This is a genomic window from Streptomyces sp. NBC_00989, from assembly GCF_045162655.1.
Classification (GTDB): Bacteria; Actinomycetota; Actinomycetes; order Streptomycetales; family Streptomycetaceae; genus Streptomyces.
On the sequence record NZ_CP108728.1, the window covers coordinates 9,465,794 to 9,483,278 of the forward strand.

Below are 17,485 nucleotides of genomic sequence, written 5' to 3' on the forward strand. Positions count from 1 at the left end.
GGTTCGTCTCATGAGCGTCACAGGTGCGGGCACCGTGCGGGTGCCGGGCAGCGTTCTCGCGGACACCGTGCTGGAGCGGCTCACGGCCACGTACGCCGCCGCGGCCGACCCGGAGCGGGCCGTGCCCATGCGGGCGTACATGAAGGACATCGCGCCCTTCCTGGGCCTCACCACACCCGTACGCAGGGCGTTGTCCCGCACGGTCCTGGACGGCACACCCCACCCCGACGAGAGCGACTGCACCGCGATCGCCCTGCGCTGCTGGGAGCTGCCGGAGCGCGAGTACCAGTACTTCGCGGTGGACTACCTGCGCCGCCATGTGAGGCACTGCACCTCCGGCTTCCTGCCGGTCGCCCGCCATCTCGTCTCGACGGTCTCCTGGTGGGACACCGTCGACGCACTCGCCTCCCACGTAGTGGGAGGCCTGGTCGTCGCCGACCCGAAGCTGGTCACCGACATGGACGCGTGGATCGTCGACGAGGACATGTGGGTCGCCCGTACGGCCCTCCTCCACCAACTGCGCTACAAGGAGCGCACCGACACCGGACGCCTCTTCGCGTACTGCCTGAGCCAGTCCGGGCACCCTGACTTCTTCATCCGCAAGGCCATCGGCTGGTGCCTGCGCGAGTACGCGAAGACGGACCCGGAGGCGGTACGGGACTTCCTGGCCCGGGAGAAGGGGCGGTTCGCGCCGCTGTCGGTGCGCGAGGCCCTGAAGAATCAGCCCTGAAGAATCAGCCCGAAGAATCAGCCCGAAGAATCAGCACTGAAGAACATCGGCGCCTGACGTCCCACGTACTGATAAATCGTTCGACGCCGGGCAAAGCGTCGGCAATGATCGGCCTCATGTTCCGGTACGCCTTCCACCTCGCAGCATCCGCGGTCGCGGATGCCCCGAAGGCTGCCGTTCCCGTGCTCGATCCCGTTCTCCTCGCCGCAGTCGACGGCGCCCGAAGCTGACCCTCTCCGGATCGTCCGGCGGACCCCGCAGGGGGAGGGTCGGCGAGTCCTCGGGGTCCCCCTTTTTCACCACTGGGCTTTTCATCACTGGAGAGGCTTCGAGGTACAGCCATGTCCAAGACGGCATACGTCCGCACGAAACCGCATCTGAACATCGGCACGATGGGCCACGTCGACCACGGCAAGACCACCCTGACCGCCGCCATCACCAAGGTCCTCGCCGAGCGCGGCGCGTCCACCTTCGTACCGTTCGACCGGATCGACCGGGCGCCGGAGGAGGCCGCGCGCGGCATCACCATCAACATCGCGCACGTCGAGTACGAGACGGACACCCGGCACTACGCGCACGTGGACATGCCGGGCCACGCCGACTACGTCAAGAACATGGTCACCGGGGCCGCGCAGCTCGACGGGGCGATCCTCGTCGTCTCCGCGCTCGACGGGATCATGCCGCAGACCGCCGAACACGTGCTGCTCGCCCGGCAGGTGGGCGTCGACCACATCGTGGTCGCGCTCAACAAGGCCGACGCGGGTGACGACGAGCTGACCGACCTGGTCGAGCTGGAGGTCCGCGAACTGCTCACCGCGAACGGCTACGGCGGCGACTCCGTACCCGTCGTACGGGTGTCCGGCCTCAAGGCCCTTGAGGGAGACCCCCGTTGGACGGCGTCGATCGACGCGCTGCTCGACGCCGTGGACACGTACGTGCCCATGCCCGAGCGGTATCTGGACGCGCCGTTCCTGTTGCCGGTCGAGAACGTGCTCACGATCACCGGGCGCGGGACCGTCGTCACGGGTGCGATCGAGCGCGGCACGGTCCGGGTGGGCGACCGGATCGAAGTGCTCGGGGCCGCCGTCGACACGGTGGTCACCGGCCTGGAGACCTTCGGCAAGCCCATGGCGGAGGCGCAGGCCGGCGACAACGTGGCGCTGCTGCTGCGGGGTGTCCCACGCGACGCGGTCCGTCGCGGGCACATCGTCGCGGCGCCCGGCAGCGTCGTCCCCAGCCGCCGTTTCTCGGCGCAGGTGTACGTCCTGTCGGCCCGCGAGGGCGGCCGTACGACCGCGGTGTCGACCGGCTACCGGCCGCAGTTCTACATCCGCACCGCGGACGTGGTCGGCGACATCGACCTCGGCGAGACGGCGGTCGCCCGACCCGGTGACACCGTCACGATGTCGATCGAGCTGGGCCGTGAGGTCCCGCTGGAGCCGGGGCTCGGCTTCGCGATCCGCGAGGGCGGGCGGACGGTCGGGGCGGGGACGGTGACGGCAGTGGGGTGAGCGAGATCGGTTGAGCGGGTGGGTGCCCGTCCCTTCTGGGGCGGGCACCCATGTGCGTTCTGGGGCGGGCTTCCTCTGCGTCCCAGGTCAGGGGCTCGTGACCGTGATTGTCAGTGGGGTGCGCAAGACTTGATCGCGGCGGCAGTTGTGGCGAGGCGTGGGGAAGGCGGGAACACACCATGGCGGGCAAGGCACTTGTGCTGGGTGGCGGGGGCAGCAGCGGGATCGGCTGGATGGCCGGGCTGCTGTACGGGCTGGGCGAGGCCGGCGTCGATCTCTCCGACGCCGATGTCGTGATCGGCACGTCAGCGGGTTCAGCGGTCGGTGCCCAGCTGCGGGCCGGCACGCTCAAGGAGCTCTACGAGCGTCAACTCGCCGCCCCCGAGGGCGAGATCCCCGGCCGACTCGGTCCTGGCCTGATGCTCCGCTACGCCTGGGCGACCGTGACCTCGCGAACTCCCGAGGCGTACGGGCGGAAGATCGGCCGTATGGCACTCGCCGCCAGGACGCCCCACGCGGCGGCCCGGCGCGCGGCGATCGAGTCCCGGCTCGTCTCACCGGAGTGGCCCGACCGTGCGTTGCGCATCACCGCCGTCGACACGGTGACCGGTGAACTGCGGGCCTTCGACAAGGACAGCGGGCTGCCCCTGGGCGACGCGGTGGCCGCCAGCTGCGCCGTCCCCGGCGTGTGGCCCCCGGTCACCATCGAGGACCGCCGCTGGATCGACGGCGGCATCCACTCAGCGGCCAACGCGCAGCTCGCCGAGGGCTACGACCAGGTCGTCGTCCTCGCGCCGATATCCCTCGGGGGCGGCCCCCTGGTGTCTCCGGCGGCCCAGGCCCGGCGACTTGTGGAGCGGGGCGCCCGCGCGGTCGTCGTGTCACCGTCCCCGGAAGCGAAGCAGGCGTTCGGCCGCAATCCGCTGGACCCGTCGGTACGGGCGGCCGCGGCGCGGGCGGGGCGGGAGCAGGCGGGGGCGCATGTGGGAGAGGTGGGGGAGGTCTGGGGTCTGGCGGGGTGACGGGCGGGGTGACTGGATGATCGACTCGAAGTGCCGATGACTCGATGGCTCGCGGGTGTGGGCAGCGGCGACAGCCGGGGTGCGCTGGGCGTACGGTGCCGGGATCGCGGAGGGCAGGTGCTCACCACCGCCCGACCACCTCCGCGTCCACCCCACCGCCCCGGCACAATGGACCTGTGAACGAGCCGATACCCGTGACCCGGGACGTTGATCACGGGGTCGCCAAACTCATGCCCGACGTGGACCGGGACCGGGCCTGGCTGCTGACTGTCGACGGGGCGCCGCAGTCCTACGTGGACCTTGACGCGCCGACGCACCTGGAGTTCGAGTACACGCGGCGGCTCGGGCATGTGCTGGACACCCTCGCGGAACCGGGGCGCCCGCTGGACGTGCTGCACCTGGGGGGCGGGGCGCTCACGTTGCCCCGGTACGTGGCGGCGACCCGGCCAGGGTCACGGCAGGACGTGGTCGAGGCCGATCTGGCGCTGCTGGAGTTGGTCACCGAGCACCTGCCGTTGCCGGACGGTGCCGGTGTCACCGTGCACGGAGCCGATGCCCGCGCCTGGCTGGAAGCGGCGCCGGACGGCTCGGCGGACGTGCTCGTCGCCGATGTCTTCGGCGGTTCGCGGGTCCCGGCGCACCTCACGTCCGTGGCCTACGCCCGCGAAGCCGAGCGTGTCCTGCGGGCCGACGGCGTCTACCTGGCCAACCTCGCGGACTCCGCTCCCTTCACCTTCCTGCGTGCCCAACTCGCCACGTTCGGCACGGTGTTCCAGGAGCTGGTGCTGATCGCGGAACCGGGGGTGCTGCGAGGACGCCGCTTCGGCAACGCGGTGCTGGTCGCCGCACATCACCCGATCGAAACGGCGGCCCTGACCCGGCTCGTGGCCTCGGACGCGTTCCCGGCGCGGCTTGAACACGGGCCCGCGCTGCGGGAGTTCATCGGCGGTGCGCGGCCGGTCCGGGACGCGGACGCCGTTCCGTCACCCGAGCCCCCGGCCGGCGCGTTCGGTATCGGCTGAGCCGGCTCCTGGTCCCGCGCTTCTTCCCAGCGCGGCTCGAACACCGGCCTGCGCCACGGGACTTCGCCGATGGCACGCGACCTGTCCGCGATGAGAGTGCCGTACCGCGTCACCCGAAGTGTCCTCACGACCCGAAGTCCTTCACGCCCCGTCCCGCCGTCGCAGATTCCGTACCTCCGGTACACACAGCACCGCCGCTGTGACCACCGTGACCAGGGCCGCGCACCCCCACAGCGCGGCCGTGCGTCCGAAGGCCGACTCGGTCGGGCCCGCTGCCGCTGCGGCGAGGGGCATCAGGGCGATGGAGCCGAACCAGTCGTAGGCGGAGATGCGGGAGAGTTTGTCCTCGGGGATCTCCTGGTGCAGGGCTGTCATCCACGAGACGCCGAAGATCTCCACCGTCGCGCCCGAGAGGAACATCACCGCGAAGAGGACGCCGATCGGGACCGGTACCGCGAGGGCGGCGGACGGGAGGGCCAGGGGGAAGATGCCGAGCATGCCCGCGAGGAGGAGGCGGCGGGGTTTCCAGCGGGTCATCAGGAGGGCGCCGGCCACCGTGCCCGCGCCGAACGCGGCCAGGGCCAGGCCCCACGGGCCCGCGCCGCCGAGGCTGTCGCGGGCGACGAGCGGGCCGTAGACCGCGTCTGCCGCGCCGACGACCGCGTTGGCGATGGAGAAGGCCACGACGACGGACCACAACCACGGGCGGCCGATGAACTCCCGCCAGCCGTCCCGGAGATCGGCCAGCATCCCGCCGCCCGGTGCGCGCGGCGGGATGTGGCTCACGTCGAGGAAGGAGCGGAGCGCCCCGGCGATCGCGAACGCCGCCGCGTCGACCGCGAGCACCCAGCCCGGGCCGACCGCCGCGACCAGCGCGCCGCCGAGCGCCGCGCCGCCCAACGACGCGCCCTGCATCGCCATCCGGAAGACCGCGAACGCCCGGCCCGCCTGTTTTCCGCTCACCGTGGACATGAGCATGCCCTCGGCCGCCGGGCCGAAGAACGCCTGGCCGGTACCGCCGAGCGCGGTCAGCAGCATCATCTGCCAGAGGCGGGGCTCGCCGGTCAGCACGAGTACCGCGAAGACCGCCTGCGACACACAGCTCAGCGCGTTGGCCGCGACCATGACGTGGTGCCGGGGCACCCGGTCCGAGATCGCGCCGCCGATCAGCAGGAACAACACCAGCGGCAGCGTGCGCGAGGCGGCCACCAGACCCACGTCACCGCTGTCGCCGCCCGCGTCCAGCACGGCGAACGCGGAGGCGATCAGCGCGCCGTTGCCACCGAGCCCGGTCGCCACCGCGGCGGCGGTCAGCAGGGTGTAGTTGCGGCCCGCCCAGTCGGGTCGGTGCGCTCGACGGGGGGCGGGGGCGACGGTCACCGGCCGACTATCGCCGCCCACGCCACACCCCGCCAAACAGATTGCCGCCAGAATCAAGCCAAACGGTCACCGGCCATCGGTCGACTGCCAAGAGCCAACGACCGGCGCGTCAGCTCGTGGCGCCCGTCGGGTCCCCGTGCAGTCGTACGGTGCTCAGGATCTTCTGCACCGTCGCGTCGGGGATCTCCTCGCTGACGCCCTTCGCGCCGTAGAGCGTCCAGGAGACGAAGTTGTCCGCCGAGTTCTTGAAGGCGAACGTGGTCGCCTTGCCGTCGGAGGAGCACTTGCCGGACTTAGGTACGCCGGACGTGTAAGAGGTGGCGACGCTGCCCGTGACACCCGACTTCGTCGTGTACGGCTTGGCCGCGCCGATCTTCAGGTACTTCTTGGACGAGTCCTTCTGGTCCGTGTACCCGCCGAACGCGAACGCGGCCGCGTCGCCGCGCGCGGTGCTCGCGGTGTCCTTCGCACCGTCCTCGCCCTTGGTGCCGCTCGACGCCAGCGACGAAGTCTCCTTCGTGCCGTCCTTGTTGTCGTCGGACTCGCACCAGTTCTGCTTGAGGTAGGCGGGCGCCGAGAAGCCGATGTACGGGGAGCCGTCGCCCTTCACCTCGTCCTCGAAGAAGCTGAAGGTGCCCGGCGTGCCCACCTCCCAGTCGGCGGGGACGTCGAACGCGGTGCCGTACTTCTGGTTGACGACGACCTTCCAGCCCGCGATCGTCGGCTTCTCGGTCTCGTTGCCGCGCGGGTTGTCGTCCGAACCGGAGGACGAGGCAGTCGGGTCCGTGGACGCCGACGGCGACTGGCTCGATTTGTCCTTGCCACCGTCCGCCTTGTCGTCCTTGTCGCCGCCGAGGACCAGGAATCCGGTCACACCCGCGGCCACGACGACGGCCGTGGCGGCGATGATCGCGACCAGCTTCGTCCGGTTTCCGCCGCCCCCGCCCTGCGGCGGCTGCGGTCCGCCCGCGGGGCCCGGAGCGCCCCACTGCGGTTGCTGCCCATAGGGATTGGGCTGTTGAAAGCCGGGCTGCTGATACGGATTCGGCTGTTGGTACCCCGGTTGCTGGTACGGGTTGTCCTGCGGGTTCTGCTCGCCCCCGGGCGGCTGCTGTCCTGGCCACATGGGCAGTAACCCTAGTGCGGCGTGGGACACGGTTGGGTCACCGCCCCTTGTCAGGGTCGTACCAATCAAGGGCCAACAGGGCGGTCAACCGGTAAGCGGGTGGTGTGTGCGGCCGCACACATCTGGCCAGGCCTGGCTACTCGTGGGTAACATGCCCTTCATGAGCGCAGATCAGATGTCCATCGGCGAGCTGCTCGCCGCGACGGTGCCGATGGTTCGCACGCTGAACCTGGAGTACCTGGAGACCAGTCCGGAGCGGGCCGTGCTGTCCCTGCCGGACCAGAGCGAGTACCGCAACCACGTCGGCGGGCCGCACGCCGGCGCGATGTTCACCCTCGGCGAGTCCGCCAGCGGCGCGATCGTCCTCGCCGCCTTCGGCGACCAGCTCTCGCGGGCCGTGCCGCTCCCGGTCAACGCCGAGATCGCGTTCAAGAAGATCGCACTCGGCCCGGTGAAGGCCACCGCGACCCTCGGCCGCCCCGCCGCCGACGTCGTCGCCGAACTCGACGCGGGCGAGCGCCCCGAGTTCCCGGTCGCCGTCGCCATCCAGCGCGAGGACGGCGCCGTCACGGGCGAGATGACGGTCATCTGGACGCTCCGGCCGAACGGCTGACCAGCGCCAACGTGAGGTGAGTTGATACGAGTTGATACGAGGGCCCGGTCGTCGTCGCATACGGCGTGATCGGGCCCTCGTGCGTGGGGAGTTCAGGCCGCGAAGCGGGTGTTCTCGCTCGCGCCGACGTCCCCGCTCTCCAGTCCCGCCACGAACTCCTTGAGCCACGCGACGAATTCGGGGCCCAGGTCGTCGCGGTCGCAGGCCAGCCGGACCACCGTGCGCAGGTAGTCGGCCTTGTCGCCGGTGTCGTAGCGCAGGCCCTTGAAGACGACCCCGTGGACCGTGCCGGAGGCGGCCAACTCCTGGAGGGCGTCGGTCAGTTGGATCTCGCCGCCGCGGCCGGGCGGGGTGCGCTCCAGGGTGGGGAAGATCGCGGGATCGAGGACGTAGCGGCCGATGACGGCGTAGCGGCTCGGCGCGTCCTCGCGGGACGGCTTCTCGACCAGGCCGGTGACGCGTACGACACCCTCCTCGCCGGTCGGCTCCACGGCCGCGCAGCCGTACAAGTGGACTGATTCCTCGGGGACTTCCATGAGGGCGACCACGCTGCCGGCGTACCGCTCGCGGACCTCCAGCATCTGGCTGAGCAGGGTCTCGCGCGGGTCGATCAGATCGTCGCCGAGGAGGACGGCGAACGGCTGGTCGCCGACGTGGTGGCGGGCGCAGAGCACCGCGTGGCCGAGGCCGAGCGGGTCGCCCTGGCGGATGTGGTGGATGTCGGCGAGGCGCGCGGGGTCGCGTACGGCGTCCAGGCGCACGGTGTCGCCCTTGGCGGCCAGGGCCTGTTCGAGTTCGAAGGCGTGGTCGAAGTGGTCCTCGATGGCGCGCTTGTGCCGGCCGGTGACCATCAGGATGTCGTCGAGCCCGGCCGCGGCGGCCTCCTCGACGACGTACTGGATCGCGGGCTTGTCGACGACCGGGAGCATCTCCTTCGGCGTCGCCTTCGTCGCGGGCAGGAACCGTGTGCCGAGTCCGGCGGCCGGGACGACCGCCTTGCGGACCGTGGGGACGGGGGCGGATCCGGGGGTGGCTGAAGAGTGGGGGGCGATCATGCGGCCCATGGTGGCGCACGGCGATGAGAGCATCCCGAGAGGAACTTCGGAGTTCCCTGTGTGCCTCCCTTAGTTCGCGGAGGAGTTGGAGATTTCGTGGAGACGCCTGTGGATACCCGCGGTAACCAATCTGAATTCATAGCGTTTTGAACATCGGTCACCCGAACTCCTTGTTTCCTGTCAGAGGCTTGTGCGAGTGTGAGCCACCTCATGAGGGCAGCTGTGAGAAGGCAATGGTCAGGGTCGTTTCTGACATCTCATAGGTATGCACCAATCAAGTACCTGCTTTCCGACGGTCGGGCATTCGTGTGCCGTCCTGCGGCCTGGAAGGAAATGGTTCCGTGCAATCCCCCTACCCCCCACGCCCGCCGTTCCCGCCCCGTCCCGGATCGAGTCCGGGGGAGTCGGACCGCAATCTCGTGGCGCAGCTCGGCGACAAAGCCGAGGGCACTCACGCCGTCGCGCTGTTGCTCGCACGCCACTGGCAGGCGACAAGCGAATATGCGGTCATCTGTCTCGCGTCCGCCGAGAGTTCGGCGTCCATGGTGGCGAGCGCGGCCTTCCACCAGGTACTGGCCGGCCGGGCGACCGGCGGCGCGCTGCGTCCCCAACTCCTCGTGGCGGTAAGGGAGATGGTGAAAAAGTGGGCGGCGGAGGAGCGAATTGCCGTCCTGCTGCCGGAACTTCGTAAACCCACTGGCGCCCGAGGTCTACGCGCGGCGAGGTCCGGCACCTCCGAAAGGCGGAAGCTGGCCGAACGTGCATTCGGCGCGCTGTCCGGGGCCTCCCAATGCCTGCTGTGGCACGCCGAGGTCGAGGCCGAACCCATATCCGTACCGGCCGGTCTGCTGGGCGTGGACGAGGTCACCGCGACCGCCGCACTGGACCAGGCGCGTGAACAATTCAGGGCGGGCTGCGTACGCGCCCACCTGGAACTCGCGCCGACCCATGAATGCCGCCACTACAACCGACTCCTCGACGTCCCGATCCGTCGCGGCGGCGGCCTGTTGCCCGATGTGCAACGGCATCTGATGACGTGCCGCTACTGCCGTTTCGCGGCAGAGCAGTTGAGCCATTTCGACGGCGGCCTCGAAGTGCTGCTCGCCGAGACCGTCCTCGGCTGGGGCGCCCGCCGCTACGTCGACTCACGGCCCGGCCGCGAGACCCCCGAGTCCGCGGCCCGCGCCGCCCGCCGTCCGATGGGCCGCCACCGCCCCACGCCGGACGGCCGGCTCGCCTTTCCGCGCCGGCACCCCAGGGCCGCGCTCGTGGGCGTGGGCCTCACCTCCCTCGCCCTGCTCGCGACCGTGCTCGCCACCAAGGGCTGGACCGAAGGGGGCAACACGCCTGATCCGAACGTCACTTGGGGCGCGGCCAGCGGCAGTTCGACCCGCCCGAGCCCGGTCGGCGCGCCCTCGTCGGACGGTTCCGCCGCTTCCGCGTCGGCCGCCGGCGCCGACGGAGGGGTCGCGGGAGTCGTCCAGCAGGGCGTCCTGCGCAGCCTCGCCTCCGGCCTGTGCCTCGACATCCCGGGCAGCCAGGTACGGAGCGGCGCCGCCGTCACCATGGCCGCCTGCTCGACCGCCGGGTCCCAGCAGTGGTCGTACGACCAGGACGGTCTGCTGCGCAGCCAGACCGACCCGGGACTCTGCCTCGCCACCGACACCACCGCGCGCACGGTCACCCTGGCCGGGTGCCTGGTGCACGCGGGCGAGGTGCACTACGACCTGACGGTGAGTGGCGAGTTCCTGCTCCGCTGGAGCCAGGGGCTGGCCGTCGCTCCGGCGAGCGTGAAGGCCGGGGCGCGGGTCGTGGTGACGGACCGGGACGGGTCCGCCGAGCAGCGGTGGGCGCTGGAATCCACGGCCGACGCGCGGGTGAAGCAGGGTGACCCGACCGGAAAGGGCGAGGCGGAGGGGACGGGGAAGGGGGAGGTGCCGGGGGACGGTGCACCGGACGCGCCCGCGTCTCCGGAAGGTGCGCCCCAGGGCGACGTACCGCCGCCTCTCTCGAACCTTCCGCAACAGGACCAGCCGCAGTACGCACCCCGCGCCGCGCAGGTCGCATGCTGCGAGGAACCCGCGCCGGAACCCGGGCCCTTGGGCGGTGAAGCCGGCGCCAGCGCCGTGCAGCCGCTGACGGCCGTAGGGGACGCCGTAGGAAATGTCGTAGGAGGCGTCCTGGACACGGTCACCACGCTCGTCCCGTCCCTCCACTGAGCTGAAGTGAACCGAGCTGAACTGAGCTGACCTGAACCGAGCCGAGCTGAATCGAGCTGACCTGAGCCGAGTGCCGGGGCTGCCCCAACCGGGGTGGCCCCGCAGCTCTTTCACCCTTCGGTTCTTGTCGGCGCGCGACCGATTCCTGTTCGGCTCATTGACACGAGTCAGTGACGGTCATAGTTTTCCCGCCGCGCCAGTGGTCTCCAACGGGTCGTCAAGTCGGTGTTCGCGCATGGTGCGTTCAGATACCGAACACGGTCCGGGGCACCGCGGCGCACCCGCGGTTCACACCGTCGTGCCCGCACAACGAAGGAGTGACGGCTCATGACCGACACCGTGTCCCGGCGATCCGCCCTGCGTCTGCTGGGCGGAGCGATCGCGGTGGCCAGCGCGGCCACCACCGGACTCGTCTCCCCGTCGCACGCGTACGCACAGGCCAGACCCGAGGCGGGGGCCGGCCCCCGCGTCGAAGGCCTCCTGGTCAAGCTCACCCTCGACGAGAAGATCTCCCTCCTGCACGGCGCCACCGACCCGAACTCGCTCGGCCAGGCCGGTTACATCCCTGGCGTCCCCCGCCTGAAGATCCCGCCGCTCCGGCTCACCGACGGACCGGCCGGCGTCCGCGTCACCGCACACGCCACCGCCCTCCCGGCACCCGTCCTGCTCGCCTCCGCCTTCGACCCCGAACTCGCCCGCCGCTACGGCCAGGTCGTCGGCCGCGAGGGACGCGCGCTGGGCCAGGACGTCCTGCTGTCCCCGATGGTCAACCTCATCCGCACCCCGTACGCGGGCCGCAACTTCGAGACCCTCAGCGAGGATCCGCTGCTCGCCGGTGACCTGGTCGCCGCCGAGATCAAGGGCATCCAGGGCGAAGGACTCATCGCGACCGTCAAGCACTTCGCGATGAACAACCAGGAGAAGGACCGCGACTCCATCGACGTACGGGTCGACGAACAGACCATGCACGAGATCGAGTTGCGCGGTTTCGAGGCGGCCGTTGGCGCCGGGACCGGTGCGGTGATGGGCGCGTACAACAAGGTCAACGGCACCTTCGCCTGCGAGAACAAGACCCTCCTCACCGACATCCTGCGCGGTCGATGGGGCTTCGAGGGCTGGGTGATGACCGACTGGTTCGCCGCGCACAGCACCGTCGCCGCGATCACCGCCGGCCTCGACATGGAGATGCCGGACGGCACCTACTTCGGCACGCCCCTCAAGTCGGCCGTGCAGAACGGGAGTTTGCCGGAGCGGTACGTCGACCGCGCGGTGCGCCGGATCCTCGGCGTGATGGACCGGTTCGGGCTCCTCGACGGCAGCGTGCCGCCGCGCCCCGCGCGCGACGCGAAGGCGGGCGCCGCCGTCGCCCTGGAGGTCGCCAAGGCGGGCGCGACCCTGCTCCGCAACGAGCACAACACCCTCCCGCTGACCGGCGGCGGCACCATCGCGGTGATCGGCCCCACCGGCTCCCTGCCCTTCGTCAGCGGCGGCGGCAGCGCGCATGTCGTACCGGACCACGCGGACAGCCCGCTCGACGCGATCAGGGCGCGGGCCGGTTCCCGGACCCGGGTGACGTACGCGCTCGGCGAGGACCTGTTCGGCAAGGCGATTCCCGCGTCTTCGCTCACCCCCGCCTTCGACAGCGAGGGCCAGCGGGTGGACGCGGGCGGGACCTGGGAGTACGACGGCTCGCTCGCCGTGACCGGGTCCGACGAGTGGACGTTCGTCCTGCACTTCTCCTCGGCTCCGACCGCGCGCCCCAAAGTCCTCCTCGACGGCGAGGAGTTGTTCCCGATCGCGGCCGGATACGGCGAGTACTTCTCGGGTGGCCTGGTCTCGGTCGACCCCGACGGCCTCTCGGTCCGCCGCAGGACGCTCACCCTCGCCCAGGGCACCCACACTCTGAAGATCACCGCCGACGGCGGCGACGCCGGACTGCTGTTCCGGCTGCGGCGCGTCACCGGCGAGACCCGGGCCCAGGACGTCGCCGAGGCGGTCACCGCGGCGCGCGCCGCCCGCGGTGTCGTCCTGTTCGCCTACGAGGACGCCACGGAGGGCCTGGACCGCACCACCCTCGAACTCCCGGGAAACCAAAGGAAGTTGATCGAAGCGGTCACGGCCGCGAACGCGCGCACCACGGTGGTCCTCAACACCTCGTCGTCGACGTCGATGCCGTGGCTGGCCCGCACCGGGGCGGTCCTCCAGATGTACTACCCGGGCCAGGAGGGCGCCGCCGCCACGACCGCCGTCCTGTTCGGCGACTGCGACCCCGGCGGCCGGCTCACCCAGTCCTTCCCGGTCGACGACGCCCACCACCCGGTCGCGGGCGACCCCCGCCGCTACCCCGGCGTGAACGGCGTCGAGGAGTACTCGGAGGGCATCCATGTCGGCTACCGCTGGTACGACGCGGAGGGCGTACGCCCCCTCTACCCCTTCGGTCACGGACTCTCGTACACCGACTTCTCCTACGAGGACGCGTCCGCACGCTGGAACGGGCACGGGCTCGACGTCACCTTCACGGTCCGCAACACCGGGCGACGGGACGGGGTCGCGGTGCCTCAGGTGTACGTCGGCCGCTCACCGCACCTCCAACTCGACCAGGCTGTGCGGGTGTTGGGCGGCTATCGGCGACTGGCGCTGCGGAGTGGGGAGCGGCGCCGGGTCACCGTGCGGGTCGCCGCGCGCACGTTGTCGTCGTGGGACGCGAAGCGGCATGCGTGGGTGCTGGGGACTGGGCGGCGGGCTGTGTGGGTGGGGGCTTCGGCGGGGGATCTGGGGGTGCGGACGAGCGCGGAGGTGAAGCGATGAGGTAGGGAGTACGGTGCGTCGTCATCGGCCTTGCCGCGAGGGATCGGCGAGGTCGGTGACGCGGCGGGGCCGGGAGCCGTCGTCCGGGGGACGGAAGGGCGATCCACGAGGTAAGGTAAGCCTTACTTTACTTGGTGGAATCGTTGGAGGAGTGCCCTCGGCATTCCCCTGGAGGCCCTTATGGCGGACAACCCAAGCGCCCTGACACTCACCCGGGTGCGCCTGGGTGCCGGTGGGCCGCTCGCCCGGGTGCGGGTGGCGGACGGTCGGATCACCCATGTCGTACTGGAAGCGGATGCGGGCGCCGAGGGTGCCGGTGAGCGGCAACTCGATCTCGGCGGGCGGGTGTTGCTGCCCGGGCTGTGGGACGCCCATGTCCATCTGGGGGAGTGGGCGAGTGCCCGGCACCGGCTCGACCTGGCCGGTACCGCGTCCGCACGGGCCGTCGCCGAGCTCGTCCGGGAGCGGGCCGGGGTGGCCGACGGTGCGGTGCTCTACGGGTACGGGTTCCGGGACGGGCTGTGGGCCGACGCCCCGCACAAGGGGCTGCTGGACGCGGTGTTGCCCGATCGGCCGGTCGCCCTGGTCAGCGCCGACCTGCATGCCGCGTGGCTCAACTCCGCCTGCCTCGCGCTCGTCGGCCGGGGCGACCACCCCACCGGCCTGATCCGCGAACACGAGGCCCACGAGGTCCTGTCCGCACTGCCCGCGGCACCGGACGACGTGGTCGACGGCTGGATCGAGGACGCCTGCTGGGCTGCCGCCGCGCGCGGGGTCAGCGGTGTCATCGACTTCCAGTTCGGCGACACGGTCGCGGACTGGGAACGGCGTTCGGCGCATTTCCGGCCCGCCGTACGGGTGTCGGCCGCGGTGTATCCGAGTTACCTGGACGCGGCGGTCAAGCGCGGGCTGCGCACGGGGGACGCCGTCGGTGCGGAGGGCGGGCTGGTTCGGGTGGGGCCGCTGAAGCTCTTCACGGACGGTTCGCTCAACACCCGTACCGCCCTGTGCCGCGACCCCTACCCGGGACTTGAGGGTACGGACGGCGCCCACGGTATCGAGGAGACGGCCCCCGACGAGCTCGTACGGCTCATGCGGCACGCCGCCGCGCACGGCATCGAACCCGCCGTGCACGCCATCGGCGACCGCGCCAACACCGTTGCCCTGGACGCCTTCGAGACGGTGCGCTGCCGCGGCCGGATCGAGCACGCGCAGTTGCTGAGTCCTCAAGACCTGCCGAGATTCGCCCAGTTGGGGGTCACGGCGGGGGTGCAGCCCCGGCACGCGACGGACGACCGTGACGTGGCGGACCGGCACTGGGCCGGGCGCACCGAACGCGCCTTCCCCTACGGCGACCTGCTCGCCGCCGGGGCACGGCTCGAGTTCGGTTCGGACGCCCCGGTCTCGCCGCTGGACCCCTGGCTCGCCATCGCGTCCGCCGTCATCCGCACCGACGACGAACGCCCCGCCTGGCACCCGGAGCAACGCCTGTCCGTCCCGGACGCGTTGGTCGCCGCGGCCCGCGGACGCCGGCTCATCAGGGTCGGCGACCCGGCCGACCTGGTCGCCGTCGACGCGGATCCCCTGGACGCCGACCCGGACACCCTGCGCGCGATGCCCGTCCACGCCACGATGACCAACGGCCGCTGGACCCACGGGCCTTACTGACCCGGTCCCGCGTTCTCCAACCTCACGACGTAACCCAACGACGTAACCCAACGACGCAACACCACGACGTAACCCCGCGACGTCTCTTCATGACGTCCGACGACCGGTGAGAGGCCGACGCGTATGCCGTCATCCGACATGGTCCCGTACGTCATGCCCGGCCCTGCCGCGCTGCCCCCGGACCGGACGGGCTGGGCCATCGACCCGGGCCGCGCGGCGCTGGTGGTCCTGAACGTGCAGAACCACTTCCTGCACGTACTGCGGGAGTCCTCCGCACCGGTCGGTGAACTCCTCGCCGGAGTCGCCCTGTTGACGGAGTCGGCGCGGGCGGCGGGCATTCCCGTGCTGTACACCCTCAAGACCGCGGAGCGGGAACCGGACGGACGGGAGTCCAGCTTCGGGCATCCGCGCCTGCCCGGCGGCGAGGACTCCCGTGACGTGGTGGACGCGATCCGCCCTCAGGTCGGCGACAGCGTGCTGGTGGCGAAGCGGTTCAGTGCCTTCGCCGGTACCCGACTGCGGCGCAGGCTCGCGGAGTTGGGGCGCGACCAGCCGGTGATCGTCGGGGTGTTCGCACGCACCCAGGTGCTGCTGACGGCGGCCGACGCGTGGATGCAGGACATGGAGCCGTTCGTCGTCGCGGACGCGGTGGCCGACCGGGCGCACGACGACCACCGGATGGCCGTGGACTGGATCGCGGCGACCTGCGGAGCGGTCAGGACCGTGCGGGGCGTGGCGGACGTGTTCGGCGTACCCGGTCCCCAGCGCCGCAGAGGGAGCCGACCTTCAACGCCGCTGATTTGACCGAGGTTTGACCAGCGGCGGCCGGCAAGCGACCGTAGGCCGGCCTGGGATGCTGCCCCGCCCACCCGAAAAATCCCGGCACAGAAAAACCCCGGGCCCGGAAGGGACCGTACCCTCCGGGCCCGGGGAGTCGTGGGGCGTCAGACGGGCAGCTTCGCCGCCTGCACCGACCGGTGGATCTCCTCCGCCCGCACCGCCACCGTCGACAGCAGCGTGCTGGTCAGCCCGTGCGTGTGCTCGGTGCCGCCCTGGAGGTAGAGGCCCGCGGTGACCTCGGGGACCGTCTCGACCCGGTGGTCCCGGCCGACGCGGACCTCGTCGCCGTCGTCCCGCAGGCAGAGCTTCGCCGCCTCGCCGAGCAGCGAACTCAGGTCGCGGGGCCGGTAACCGGTGGCGAGCACCAGCACATCGGCGGACAGCACCTGCTTCTCGCCGGTGGGCAGGAACTCCACAGCGATGTCGAGACCGCCGTCGGCCGCCGGGTCGACGGCGCGGATGCGGGAGACGTTGAGGAAGCGCAGCCGTTCCCGTCCGGCCACCTTCTCCCGGTACGCGGTGGCGTACAGGGCCTCGATCAACTCCATGTCGACCACGGAGTAGTTGGTGGACCGGTGGTAGTCGATCAGCGACTGCTTGACCTCGGAGGGGGCCGAGAAGTAGACGTCCACCGCCTCCGGGTCGAAGATGCGGTTCGCGAACGGGCTGTCGTCGGCCGGGGTGTAGCCGTACTTGGCGAACACCGAGCACACCTCGGCGTCCGGGAAGGTGCGGTGCAGATAGTCCACCGCCTCGGCGGCGCTCTGCCCGGCGCCCAGCACCACCGCCCGCCGCACCGGCTTGCCCGCGTCGGCCAGTCCGGTCGCGCGGGGGATCAACTCGCTGTTGTGCCAGATCCGTTCGGCCAGTTCGAGACCCGGCGGAACATGCGGCTCAAGTCCCATCGCCACGCTGATGTTGCGGGCCCGCCGGGTCACCGCCGTACCGGAACCCGACGGGTCGCGGCTGGTGACGTCGAAGAAGGCGACCTCGCCGTCGTCGCCGCGCACCGGGTCGACGGAGACGACCTCGCTGCCGTAGGAGACCAGGTGGGAGACCCGCTCGGCCGCCCACTCGAAGTACTCGTGGAACTCCACGCGCAGCGGGAACAGGGTCTTCTGGTTCAGGAAGTCGATCAGTCTGCCCTGCTCGCGCAGGAAGCAGAGGAAGCTGTAGTCGCTGGTCGGATTCCGCAGCGTGACCAGGTCTTTGAGGAACGACACCTGCATCGTGGCGTCGTCGATCAGCATGCCCCGGTGCCAGCCGAAGCGCGGCTGGCGTTCCAGGAACAGGGCGTTGAGACGGCTGTCTGCCGGAAGGCTCTTGTTGTGCTCCTCAACCGCTATGGACAGAGCGAGATTTGACGGACCGAATCCGATTCCGAGTATGTCGTGGACCACTTCGGAATCCATTAGCGGTGACTTCACCGTGGCATCGCCTCCCTCAGGCAGCCCAATGCTAGATAAGGTAAGGCTTACCTTGCAATGAGTC

The 17,485-nt window shown here is 70.8% G+C and carries 13 protein-coding genes; 9 read left to right on the forward strand and 4 right to left on the reverse strand.

From position 1 onward, the window contains the following. Positions 1 to 10: 10 nt before the first annotated feature. From OG714_RS42570 to OG714_RS42585, 4 genes are all read left to right on the forward strand, one after another. Complete coding sequence (locus tag OG714_RS42570) at positions 11 to 730, forward strand: DNA alkylation repair protein (protein WP_406129189.1); 720 nt, start codon at positions 11 to 13, stop codon at positions 728 to 730. 341 nt (positions 731 to 1,071) lie between these two features. Continuing rightward, positions 1,072 to 2,241 (forward strand): elongation factor Tu, encoded by a 1,170-nt coding sequence (gene tuf / locus OG714_RS42575; RefSeq protein ID WP_406129191.1) that lies wholly within the window; start codon positions 1,072 to 1,074, stop codon positions 2,239 to 2,241. 179 nt (positions 2,242 to 2,420) lie between these two features. Then, positions 2,421 to 3,263: a patatin-like phospholipase family protein gene (locus OG714_RS42580; RefSeq protein WP_406129193.1), complete on the forward strand. Its 843-nt coding sequence runs from the start codon at positions 2,421 to 2,423 to the stop codon at positions 3,261 to 3,263. Positions 3,264 to 3,439: 176 nt separating this feature from the next. Continuing rightward, positions 3,440 to 4,285 carry a spermidine synthase gene (locus OG714_RS42585; protein ID WP_406129194.1) on the forward strand — a complete coding sequence of 282 codons (846 nt, stop codon included), beginning with the start codon at positions 3,440 to 3,442 and terminating at the stop codon, positions 4,283 to 4,285. Between the two features lie 141 nt (positions 4,286 to 4,426). Here the strand turns inward: OG714_RS42585 and OG714_RS42590 are convergent, their stop codons facing one another. Both OG714_RS42590 and OG714_RS42595 read right to left on the reverse strand, forming a co-directional pair. After that, positions 4,427 to 5,665 (reverse strand): MFS transporter, encoded by a 1,239-nt coding sequence (locus OG714_RS42590; protein ID WP_406129196.1) that lies wholly within the window; start codon positions 5,663 to 5,665, stop codon positions 4,427 to 4,429. 109 nt (positions 5,666 to 5,774) lie between these two features. Further along, positions 5,775 to 6,791, reverse strand: a complete 1,017-nt coding sequence (locus tag OG714_RS42595; protein ID WP_406129198.1) for a hypothetical protein — start codon at positions 6,789 to 6,791, stop codon at positions 5,775 to 5,777. Positions 6,792 to 6,966: 175 nt separating this feature from the next. Between OG714_RS42595 and OG714_RS42600 the strand changes: the two genes are divergently transcribed. Next, positions 6,967 to 7,404, forward strand: coding sequence for a DUF4442 domain-containing protein (locus OG714_RS42600; protein ID WP_406132138.1), 438 nt, complete (start codon positions 6,967 to 6,969; stop codon positions 7,402 to 7,404). A 92-nt stretch (positions 7,405 to 7,496) separates the two neighbouring features. Here the strand turns inward: OG714_RS42600 and galU are convergent, their stop codons facing one another. Further along, positions 7,497 to 8,459, reverse strand: coding sequence for a UTP--glucose-1-phosphate uridylyltransferase GalU (gene galU / locus OG714_RS42605; protein ID WP_406129199.1), 963 nt, complete (start codon positions 8,457 to 8,459; stop codon positions 7,497 to 7,499). Between the two features lie 341 nt (positions 8,460 to 8,800). On the opposite strand from galU, the gene OG714_RS42610 reads away from it, so the two are divergent. The 4 genes from OG714_RS42610 to OG714_RS42625 all read left to right on the forward strand — a co-directional run bounded on the left by OG714_RS42610 (position 8,801) and on the right by OG714_RS42625 (position 15,958). Further along, positions 8,801 to 10,678: an RICIN domain-containing protein gene (locus OG714_RS42610; RefSeq protein WP_406129201.1), complete on the forward strand. Its 1,878-nt coding sequence runs from the start codon at positions 8,801 to 8,803 to the stop codon at positions 10,676 to 10,678. Positions 10,679 to 11,005: 327 nt separating this feature from the next. Beyond that, positions 11,006 to 13,486 (forward strand): beta-glucosidase, encoded by a 2,481-nt coding sequence (locus OG714_RS42615; RefSeq protein ID WP_406129203.1) that lies wholly within the window; start codon positions 11,006 to 11,008, stop codon positions 13,484 to 13,486. A 180-nt stretch (positions 13,487 to 13,666) separates the two neighbouring features. Then, positions 13,667 to 15,154: an amidohydrolase gene (locus OG714_RS42620; RefSeq protein ID WP_406129205.1), complete on the forward strand. Its 1,488-nt coding sequence runs from the start codon at positions 13,667 to 13,669 to the stop codon at positions 15,152 to 15,154. A gap of 123 nt (positions 15,155 to 15,277) precedes the next feature. Then, positions 15,278 to 15,958, forward strand: a complete 681-nt coding sequence (locus OG714_RS42625; protein ID WP_406129207.1) for an isochorismatase family protein — start codon at positions 15,278 to 15,280, stop codon at positions 15,956 to 15,958. 140 nt (positions 15,959 to 16,098) lie between these two features. On the opposite strand, the gene OG714_RS42630 is transcribed toward OG714_RS42625, so the two are convergent. Further along, the gene (locus OG714_RS42630; protein ID WP_406132139.1) at positions 16,099 to 17,406 is read right to left on the reverse strand and encodes a lysine N(6)-hydroxylase/L-ornithine N(5)-oxygenase family protein; all 1,308 of its coding nucleotides are present in this window, start codon (positions 17,404 to 17,406) and stop codon (positions 16,099 to 16,101) included. Positions 17,407 to 17,485 lie beyond the last annotated feature (79 nt).